Annotated in this window: 9 protein-coding genes; 2 read left to right on the top strand and 7 right to left on the bottom strand. The window is 59.9% G+C overall.

What is annotated here, in order from left to right; genetic code table 11:
* Nucleotides 1-9: 9 nt before the first annotated feature.
* Nucleotides 10-423 (bottom strand): DUF2269 family protein, encoded by a 414-nt coding sequence (locus tag WH299_RS27845; protein WP_028618349.1) that lies wholly within the window; start codon nt 421-423, stop codon nt 10-12.
* Nucleotides 424-464: 41 nt separating this feature from the next.
* Entirely contained in the window at nt 465-1,979 is a 1,515-nt protein-coding gene (gene ilvA, locus WH299_RS27840; RefSeq protein WP_126569492.1) for a threonine ammonia-lyase, biosynthetic, read from the bottom strand.
* A 137-nt stretch (nt 1,980-2,116) separates the two neighbouring features.
* On the opposite strand from ilvA, the gene rpiA reads away from it, so the two are divergent.
* Entirely contained in the window at nt 2,117-2,791 is a 675-nt protein-coding gene (rpiA, locus tag WH299_RS27835; RefSeq protein ID WP_122729725.1) for a ribose-5-phosphate isomerase RpiA, read from the top strand.
* On the opposite strand, the gene WH299_RS27830 is transcribed toward rpiA, so the two are convergent.
* The 4 genes from WH299_RS27830 to WH299_RS27815 all read right to left on the bottom strand — a co-directional run bounded on the left by WH299_RS27830 (nt 2,778) and on the right by WH299_RS27815 (nt 7,061).
* Complete coding sequence (locus WH299_RS27830) at nt 2,778-3,686, bottom strand: SdiA-regulated domain-containing protein (protein WP_122729726.1); 909 nt, start codon at nt 3,684-3,686, stop codon at nt 2,778-2,780. The two genes, rpiA and WH299_RS27830, sit on opposite strands and share 14 nt — an antisense overlap.
* 120 nt (nt 3,687-3,806) lie before the next feature.
* Nucleotides 3,807-4,733 (bottom strand): SdiA-regulated domain-containing protein, encoded by a 927-nt coding sequence (locus WH299_RS27825; protein ID WP_339551891.1) that lies wholly within the window; start codon nt 4,731-4,733, stop codon nt 3,807-3,809.
* A 246-nt stretch (nt 4,734-4,979) separates the two neighbouring features.
* Nucleotides 4,980-5,645, bottom strand: a complete 666-nt coding sequence (locus WH299_RS27820) for a fumarylacetoacetate hydrolase family protein (protein WP_016979016.1) — start codon at nt 5,643-5,645, stop codon at nt 4,980-4,982.
* 21 nt (nt 5,646-5,666) lie between these two features.
* Nucleotides 5,667-7,061, bottom strand: a complete 1,395-nt coding sequence (locus WH299_RS27815; protein WP_099493155.1) for an FAD-binding oxidoreductase — start codon at nt 7,059-7,061, stop codon at nt 5,667-5,669.
* Nucleotides 7,062-7,266: 205 nt separating this feature from the next.
* Between WH299_RS27815 and serA the strand changes: the two genes are divergently transcribed.
* Complete coding sequence (serA, locus tag WH299_RS27810) at nt 7,267-8,496, top strand: phosphoglycerate dehydrogenase (protein WP_003195214.1); 1,230 nt, start codon at nt 7,267-7,269, stop codon at nt 8,494-8,496.
* Nucleotides 8,497-8,559: 63 nt separating this feature from the next.
* On the opposite strand, the gene WH299_RS27805 is transcribed toward serA, so the two are convergent.
* On the bottom strand, nt 8,560-9,000 hold the full coding sequence (locus WH299_RS27805; protein ID WP_122729731.1) for a DUF4399 domain-containing protein: 441 nt from the start codon (nt 8,998-9,000) through the stop codon (nt 8,560-8,562).
* Nucleotides 9,001-9,127 lie beyond the last annotated feature (127 nt).

Below are 9,127 nucleotides of genomic sequence, written 5' to 3'. Positions count from 1 at the left end.
TCCAAAGCCTTAAACCGGCTTGGCACCCATCAATCCGGCAATCGCCACGAACCCCACCAGGCTGACCACCGCCAGCACCAGCGTGAAGTTCAGGCTACCGCCCTCTCCCTTGCGCAGGCGATTGAGCCGCGCCACCAGCCAGAACCAGGCCAGCGCCGCCACGGTATAGAGGAGGCTGGAACCCAGGATCCAGGTCTGCCCCAGCGGCCAGCCGACCAGGTGCACCAGCCACCAACCGGTAAACGGCATGCTCACCACACACACGCCCATCAACAACCAGACGAACGCCCACGGGCGCTGCACGGTCACCGCCGGGCCCGCGCTGCGTTTGCGCCAGGCCAGTATCGCCAGGCCCAGGCCGCTAAGCAGCAGCAACACCGTGGCCGCGATGTGGATAACTTTCAGGGTGATCAGGGTTTCCATGTCTCGTCTTCCTTAAAGGCCGCCCCAATCAGCGTAGTCGCTCAACCGAGGAACAGTTTGTAGGCCGGGTTATCGCTTTCATCCCAGTACGGGTAGCCGATGGCCTCCAGGGCTGCCGGTACCAGGTGACGCTCGTTCGCCGGCACTTGCAGGCCGGCGACCACACGACCGTCGGCTGCGCCGTGGTTGCGATAGTGGAACATCGAGATGTTCCAGCGCCCGCCCAATTTGTTAAGAAAGTTGAACAAGGCCCCCGGACGCTCCGGAAATTCGAAGCGAAACACCACTTCATTGCTGACGTGAGCCGCATGGCCGCCGACCATATGGCGGATGTGCAACTTGGCCAGTTCGTTCTCGGTCAGGTCCAGCACCGGGAAACCCTGGCCTGTCAGGCTGGCGATCAGCGCGCTGCGTGGGTCGTTTTCCGGGTGGGTCTGCACGCCGACAAAGATGTGCGCCTCGCTGCCGGAGTGGAAGCGGTAGTTGAATTCGGTGATCTGGCGCTTGCCCACGGCCTCGCAGAACGCCTTGAAACTGCCGGGCTTCTCGGGGATGGTCACGGCGATGATGGCTTCGCGGCCCTCACCCAACTCGGCGCGCTCGGCCACATGGCGCAGGCGGTCGAAGTTGACGTTGGCGCCGGAGTCGATGGCAACCAGGGTCTGCCCGGTGACGCCACGGGTCTCGACGTACTTCTTGATCCCGGCCACACCCAATGCCCCTGCCGGCTCGGTGATGGAACGGGTGTCGTCGTAGATGTCCTTGATCGCCGCACAGATTTCATCGGTGCTCACGGTGATCACTTCGTCTACATAATCTTTGCAGATATCAAACGTGTGCTGGCCGATCTGCGCTACCGCCACGCCATCGGCGAAGATACCAACGGTTGGCAACACCACGCGCTCGCCCGCGGCCAGGGCGGCTTGCAGGCAATTGGAGTCGTCCGGCTCGACGCCGATGATCTTGATGTCCGGGCGCAGGTATTTCACGTATGCCGCAATCCCGGCAATCAGCCCGCCGCCGCCCACCGGGACGAAAATCGCGTCCAGAGGCCCCGGATGCTGGCGCAGGATCTCCATCGCCACGGTGCCCTGCCCGGCAATGGTGTGCGGATCATCATAAGGATGGATGTAGACGTAGCCTTTTTCGTCGACCAGTTTTAGCGAGTAGGCCAGGGCTTCCGGGAAGGAATCGCCATGCAGCACCACTTTGCCGCCACGCGAGCGCACGCCTTCGACCTTGATTTCCGGGGTGGTCTTGGGCATCACGATAGTGGCTTTCACCCCGAGCACCTTGGCCGCCAGGGCCAGGCCCTGGGCATGATTGCCGGCCGACGCCGTGACCACGCCGCGTGCGCGTTCCTCAGCCGTCAGTTGGGTCAGCTTGTTGTACGCGCCGCGAATCTTGAACGAGAACACCGGCTGCAAGTCTTCACGCTTGAGCCAGACCTTGTTGCCCAGCCGCTCGGAGAGCTGGCGGGCGGTCTGCAACGGGGTTTCTACGGCAACGTCGTAGACGCGCGAGGTGAGGATCTTTTTGACGTACTGTTCAAGCATCGGCGGGAATCACTGAGCAGGTTGGGCAGGGCCAAGGAGTCTAACCCAGCGTTTGGCCGGGCGACCACACGAATCCAGAGGTTTTGTTGGGTTATACTCGCGCCCCTCGATAACTCCCCGCCCGTTCCGGAGCCCGCATGACCCAGGATCAACTCAAACAGGCAGTGGCCCAGGCCGCCGTCGATTTAATCCTTCCTAAACTCGACGACAAGAGCATCGTCGGTGTCGGCACCGGCTCCACCGCCAACTGCTTCATCGACGCACTGGCCCAACACAAGGGCGCATTCGACGGCGCCGTGGCCAGCTCCGAAGCCACTGCCGCGCGCCTGAAAGGCCATGGTATTCCGGTGTACGAGCTCAACACCGTGAGCGACCTGGAGTTCTACGTCGACGGCGCCGATGAAAGCGACGAGCACCTGAACCTGATCAAAGGCGGCGGCGCAGCCCTGACCCGCGAGAAAATTGTCGCGGCCGTGGCCAAGACCTTTATCTGCATCGCCGACGCCAGCAAGTTGGTGCCCGTACTCGGCGCGTTCCCGCTGCCGGTGGAAGTGATCCCTATGGCCCGCAGTCACGTGGCCCGCGAGCTGGTAAAACTGGGCGGCGACCCGGTGTACCGCGAAGGCGTATTGACCGACAACGGCAACATCATCCTCGACGTGTTCAACATGCAGATCACTAATCCGGTGGAGCTGGAAACTCAGATCAACGCGATCGTCGGCGTGGTCACCAACGGTCTGTTCGCCGCGCGTCCGGCGGATGTACTGTTGCTGGGCACCTCCGAAGGCGTGAAAACCCTCAAGGCTTCTTGAACACGTAAAACAGGTTCGGCTCGCTGACGAGGTACAACGCGCCCTCGTCATCCATGGCGATCCCTTCGGCCTGAGGCACCCGCTTTTTCAGGCCATGGCGCCCGTTCAGCAGTGACAGACTGCTCAGCGGGCGACCGTCGATATCCAGTTCCAGCACCAGGAACGACTCATCCGACAGCGCCAGTAAATGGCCGCTGCGCTCATCGTATTGCAGGCTCGACAGGTCACGCACAAACAATCCGGCATCACGCTTCGGGTTGTTGATCACGTGCACCGAATAGGTTTTTTCCGGCTTGAAGTGGGGAAAACCGTGGACCTCGTAGATCAGCATCGGATCACGCTCTTTAGCCACGAACAGGCGCTTGCCCACCGAGTCATAAGCCAGCCCCTCAAACCCCTTGTTGCCGCCCACGTGCAGGCCCAGGGTCATTTGCTCCGCATCGGCGGCGTCGAGGAATTGGGTGTCGTCGTCCACATGCACTTTGATCAGCCGCTGCTGGCGCTCATCGCTGATCACGTAAATGTTGTCGCTGATGAATTCCACCGCCTCGGCATCGCCAAACCCTATCAAGGGAATCCGCCGCAGGATCTTGCCCTCAAGGGACAGCTCGATCAGTTCGGCGTTTTTATTGGTGACGGTAAACAGGCTTTTGCGCACCGGGTCGAAGGTCAAGGCCGACACATCGTCGTCCAACCCCTCGATCACTTGGGCTTCCAGGGTCACACGGTAGTCCGCCAGGCCAATGGAGCGCTCATCCGTCGGCTGGCGCCACGCCTGCCAGTTGAACCAGGCGCGCTCGAACAGGCGGAAATGTTGCGCAACGGCCCCGGCGCTGACCAAGGCGATCAGTGCAAGCATGATGAGAAGGGGTTTGGGGCTGGCTAGTCGTCGCATCGGGCGGGCTCAAAATCAAAAGTGGCGAATGAATATCACGCCTGTCTGAATTTAAACTTAAACGCGCCCTGATGTCTGGCGAATGCCGCTCATAGAGACATATCCGACGTAATCGGTGTGCTATTTCTGCTTTTCGAAACGATAGAACAGGTTTGGCTCACTGACAATGTACAGCGTGCCGTTCTCATCCATGGTCACGCCTTCCGCCCGTGGAATGGTGTTTTTGAGACCGTTGAAACCGCCGAGCAGGGTCATGAAGCTGACTTGCTCACCCTTCTCGTCCAACTCCAGCAGCAGGTGAGAGTCGGCCGACAGCACCAGCAGATGCCCGGTGCGCGGGTCGACGGCCAGGGCCGAGAGGTTACGCATGTCCAATTCTTTGCTGGTCAGCTTTTGCTTATCGCCAGACAGGGTCGGGCCGCCGTCGCTTTTCCAGGTGAACAGCGCCGGCGGGCGCTCCTCGCCCAGCACCAGTTGCTGGTTGCGCTTGTCCCAGGTGATGGCTTCAAAGGCTTTGTTCTGGTCTTTGGACGGGCCCAGGTCATAACTCGGGAAATCGGCCTTGTTCAACGCCGCGGTGGTGGCGTCAACCTTGACGATGGTCAGTGTGTGCTGGCGCTCATCGACCACGGCGATCAGGCCGTTTTCCATCACTGTCACGCCTTCCGGGTTATCCCAGCCATTGAGCGGCATCTTGCGCAGCACATCGCCTTGCAGGCTCAACTCAGCGAGGAACGGGTTCTTGCCCATCACGGAAAACAGGGTTTTGGTCTGAGGGTTGTAGGAGACGTCGGACGCTTCGTCCTTCTCCATGCCCGGCAAAAGCTTGCCATCGATCACGGCGTGGTAGTCCGGCAGCCAGATGCTTTCCTGGCGTTCAGCCGGCGATTCAAAACGCTCCAACACCCACAGCACACCCCGATCATCCCAGTGCATGATCCAGGCTACGCCGTAGGAAATCACTCCCACCAGCAACAGCCAGGAATACCAGCGCAAGGCAAAACGAGAACGCAGCTTGGGTGTAGCGGAGGGCAAGGACACGGCCATTGAGCGCTTTTTCCGGAAAGTCAGCGTTAGGTGATAGCACAGGAACCACAAGCCCGCGCGCAAGAGGCTGAGGATTATCCGGATGGCGTGTGAAAAAAATGCAAAACACAGAACTCAAGGCACACACAGAACTTGTGGGAGCCGGGCTTGCCCGCGATGCAGGCACCTCGGTTTTTCAGATGACACCGGGGTGATGCTATCGCAGGCAAGCCAGCTCCCACATTTTTAACCGCGTTTCGCCAGGGTTTAGCGAACGCTGCTTTCGAAGCGGTTCACACCCGACAGCTCCAACACCAGCTCATCGCCTACATTCAGCGGGCCCACGCCGGCCGGGGTGCCGGTGAGGATCACATCGCCCGCTTGCAGCGAGAAGCAGCCGGCCATGTGCTGGATCATCGGAATGATCGGGTTGAGCATCTGCGCGCTGTTGCCATCCTGGCGCACTTCGCCATTGATGCTCAGGCGGATGCCGATGTCGGTCACGTCCGGGAAGGTGCTGCCCACCACGAACGGCGCGATTACCGCCGCACCATCGAAGGACTTGGCGATTTCCCACGGCAGGCCCTTGGCTTTCAGCTCGGCCTGTTTGTCGCGCAAAGTCAGGTCCAGGGCCGGGGCGAAGCCGGAAATCGCATCCAACACTTCTTCACGGCTGGGCTTGGTCGACAAGGGTTTGCCGATCAATACCGCGATTTCCGCCTCGTAGTGCACCGAGCCGCGTTCGGTCGGGATGCTGAAACCGCCTTCCAGCGGCACCACGCAGCTGCCGGGCTTGATGAACAGCAGCGGCTCGGTGGGCACCGGGTTGTCCAGTTCCTTGGCATGTTCGGCATAGTTACGCCCGATACACACCACTTTGCCGAGCGGAAAGTGGATGTTGGTGCCGTCGACATACTTGTGCTGGTAGCTCATGGAACGACTCCTTCAGGGCGATTAAACAGCGAAAATCTTGCCAGGGTTCATGATCCCGTTCGGGTCGAACACGGCTTTGACGGCCTTCATGTATTCGATTTCAACCGGCGAGCGGCTGTAGGTCAGGTAGTCACGCTTGGTCATGCCCACGCCGTGTTCGGCGGAGATCGAACCGTTGTACTTCTCGACGGTTTCAAACACCCACTTGTTCACGGTGGCGCACTTGGCGAAGAACTCGTCCTTGCTCAGGTTTTCTGGCTTGAGGATGTTCAGGTGCAGGTTGCCATCGCCGATGTGGCCGAACCAGACGATTTCAAAATCTGGGTAGTGTTCGCCGACAATCGCGTCGATTTCCTTCAAGAACGCCGGTACTTTGGAGACAGTTACCGAGATATCGTTCTTGTACGGGGTCCAGTGGGAAATGGTTTCGGAGATGTACTCGCGCAGTTTCCACAGGTTGTGCAGTTGGGTTTCGCTCTGGCTCATCACGCCGTCCAGCACCCAGCCCTGCTCGACGCAATGCTCAAAGGTTTCCAGCGCGTGGTTGGCGACTTCTTCGGTGGTGGCTTCGAATTCCAGTAGCGCGTAGAACGGGCACTCGGTGTCGAACGGCGCCGGCACATCGCCACGGCCCATGACCTTGGCCAGAGCCTTGTCGGAGAAGAATTCGAAGGCGGTCAGGTCCAGTTTGCTCTGGAACGCGTGCAATACCGGCATGATCGAATCAAAGTCGGTGGTGCCCAGCACCATCGCGGTGAGGTTTTTCGGCGCACGGTCCAGGCGCATGGTGGCTTCGACCACAAAGCCCAAGGTGCCCTCGGCGCCGATGAACAGCTGGCGCATGTCGTAGCCGGTGGCGTTCTTGATCAGGTCGCGGTTCAGCTCCAGTACGTCGCCCTTGCCGGTGACAACCTTCATGCCGGCCACCCAGTTGCGGGTCATACCGTAGCGAATCACCTTGATCCCGCCGGCATTGGTGCCGATATTGCCGCCAATCTGGCTGGAACCGGACGATGCAAAGTCCACCGGGTAGTACAGGCCCTTTTCTTCAGCGACGTTCTGCAATTGCTTGGTGACCACGCCCGGCTGGCACACGGCGGTGCGGTCGGTGAGGTTCACGTCGAGGATCTGGTTCATATAGTCGAACGACACAACCACTTCGCCATTCGCCGCCACGGCAGCGGCCGACAAGCCGGTACGACCGCCCGATGGCACCAGCGCCACCTTGTGGGTATTGGCCCAGCGCACAATGGCCTGGACCTGCTCAGTGGTCTTGGGGAAGACGATGGCGGTCGGCGCGGGTGCGAAGTGCTTGGTCCAATCCTTGCCGTAAGCCTCCAGGGAGTCTGCATCGGTCAGCACTTTGCCGGGCTCAACCAGGGTCTTTAGCTCATCAATCAGGGCAGGATGGGTCATCGACAGAACTCTCGAACAATTCATGGTCATCCTGAGAACGCTTCACGTCGCAGGAATAGGTGTTTAGCGGGGCGCGTATGCTAGCATACCGCCCCCGCAGGACAGAGCCCAAGGGCGTTTCTGCGGTGACGGCTTTCCTGCCGTCCGGGTCAGCTTGTGCTGCTCGATTCCCTGCCATTTTTCTCCGGGATACAGGTTTACGCAGATGAGCAAGACTTCTCTCGATAAGAGCAAGATCAAGTTCCTTCTTCTGGAAGGCGTCCACCCATCGGCTGTCGACGTTCTGAAAGCCGCCGGGTACACCAGCATTGAGTACATCACCAGTTCTCTGCCGGAAGCCCAACTCAAGGAAAAGATCGCCGACGCGCACTTCATCGGCATTCGCTCCCGCACTCAGCTGACCGAAGAGATCTTCGATCACGCCAAGAAACTCGTGGCGGTCGGCTGTTTCTGCATCGGCACCAACCAGGTCGACCTCAACGCAGCGCGCGAGCGCGGCATCGCGGTGTTCAACGCACCGTACTCCAACACCCGCTCCGTTGCGGAACTGGTGCTGGCCGAGGCGATCCTGTTGCTGCGCGGCATTCCAGAGAAGAACGCTTCCTGCCACCGTGGCGGCTGGATCAAGAGCGCAGCCAACTCCTTCGAAATCCGCGGCAAGAAGCTGGGTATCGTCGGTTACGGCTCGATCGGTACTCAGTTGTCGGTCCTGGCTGAAGGCCTCGGCATGCAGGTGTTTTTCTACGACACCCTGACCAAGCTGCCATTGGGCAACGCCACGCAAGTGGCCAGCCTGACCGAGCTGTTGGGCATGTCCGACATCGTGACCCTGCACGTTCCGGAAACCGCTGAGACCCAGTGGATGATCGGCGAGAAGGAAATCCGCGCCATCAAGAAAGGCGGCATCCTGATCAACGCTGCCCGTGGCACCGTGGTCGAGCTGGACGCCCTGGCCGACGCGATCAAGGACAAGCACCTGATCGGCGCTGCCATCGACGTGTTCCCGGTGGAGCCGCGCTCCAACGACGACATCTTCGAAAGCCCGCTGCGTGGCCTGGACAACGTGATCCTGACCCCGCACATCGGCGGTTCCACCGCTGAAGCCCAAGCCAACATTGGCCTGGAAGTGTCGGAGAAGCTGGTCAAGTACAGCGACAACGGTACCTCGGTGTCGTCGGTGAACTTCCCCGAAGTGGCCCTGCCGGCTCACCCAGGCAAGCACCGTCTGCTGCACATCCACCAGAACATCCCTGGCGTGATGATGGAGATCAACAAGGTCTTCGCGGAAAACGGCATCAACATCTCCGGTCAGTTCCTGCAGACCAACGAGAAGGTCGGCTACGTGGTGATCGACGTCGACGCCGAGTACTCGGACCTGGCGCAAGAGAAGCTGCAGCACATCAACGGTACGATTCGTAGCCGCGTGTTGTTCTAAGGTTTCGCCGCAACATGAAAAAGGGAGCCCCTCGGGGCTCCCTTTTTTGCATCTGAACAAATCTTATTTGACGTTAACCGTGATCACTTTAGAGGCTACAGTCGGGTTGAACTGCATGTGCAGTTTGTCCCCGGCCACCAGTTGCAGGGTGTGCTTGCCTGGGGTGAGGGTCAGTTCGGCTTCGGTCTGGGCCTTGCCGTAGTGGATCACCGTGTCTGTGGCCGGGATCGGCACGCTGGCGTCAGGCAGCTCTTTCTGGTCGATCAGCAGATGGTGGTGACCGGTGCCTGGGTCCTGGCTGGTGGCCGGGGCCAGCTTCAAGCCTTCCATGCCGAACTTCACGGTGAAGGTTTTATCGACCGTGGCGCCGTCTTTTGGCGAGACGATAAATACTTTGGCATCTGCAGGTGGAGCGCTGCGCGGGATACCGTCCGCAGCAGTGGCCAACATCGAAGCACCCAGCATCAGGGAGGCCAGGGTGGCACGGGACAAAAAGGCGTTCATTCGCTTCTCCAGTTTTTCTATGAAATCTGTAGGGTTATGACAACTTCGCGACAAATTGCTGTCCAAGGCACTCAACACCATAGCAAAGCGATGCTGAACGGCGCCTCGCACATTAAAAATCTCTAGG

It is taken from the genome of Pseudomonas sp. MYb541 (assembly GCF_037479595.1).
Classification (GTDB): Bacteria; Pseudomonadota; Gammaproteobacteria; order Pseudomonadales; family Pseudomonadaceae; genus Aquipseudomonas; species Aquipseudomonas canadensis.
This window is presented reverse-complemented; position numbering and strand designations above follow the sequence as displayed.

Coding starts and splice junctions, on each gene's coding strand:
- WH299_RS27845 (WP_028618349.1), bottom strand. CDS start 423: ATGGAAACCCTGATCACCCTGAAAGTTATCCACATCGCGGCCACGGTG.
- ilvA (WP_126569492.1), bottom strand. CDS start 1,979: ATGCTTGAACAGTACGTCAAAAAGATCCTCACCTCGCGCGTCTACGAC.
- rpiA (WP_122729725.1), top strand. CDS start 2,117: ATGACCCAGGATCAACTCAAACAGGCAGTGGCCCAGGCCGCCGTCGAT.
- WH299_RS27830 (WP_122729726.1), bottom strand. CDS start 3,686: ATGCGACGACTAGCCAGCCCCAAACCCCTTCTCATCATGCTTGCACTG.
- WH299_RS27825 (WP_339551891.1), bottom strand. CDS start 4,733: ATGGCCGTGTCCTTGCCCTCCGCTACACCCAAGCTGCGTTCTCGTTTT.
- WH299_RS27820 (WP_016979016.1), bottom strand. CDS start 5,645: ATGAGCTACCAGCACAAGTATGTCGACGGCACCAACATCCACTTTCCG.
- WH299_RS27815 (WP_099493155.1), bottom strand. CDS start 7,061: ATGACCCATCCTGCCCTGATTGATGAGCTAAAGACCCTGGTTGAGCCC.
- serA (WP_003195214.1), top strand. CDS start 7,267: ATGAGCAAGACTTCTCTCGATAAGAGCAAGATCAAGTTCCTTCTTCTG.
- WH299_RS27805 (WP_122729731.1), bottom strand. CDS start 9,000: ATGAACGCCTTTTTGTCCCGTGCCACCCTGGCCTCCCTGATGCTGGGT.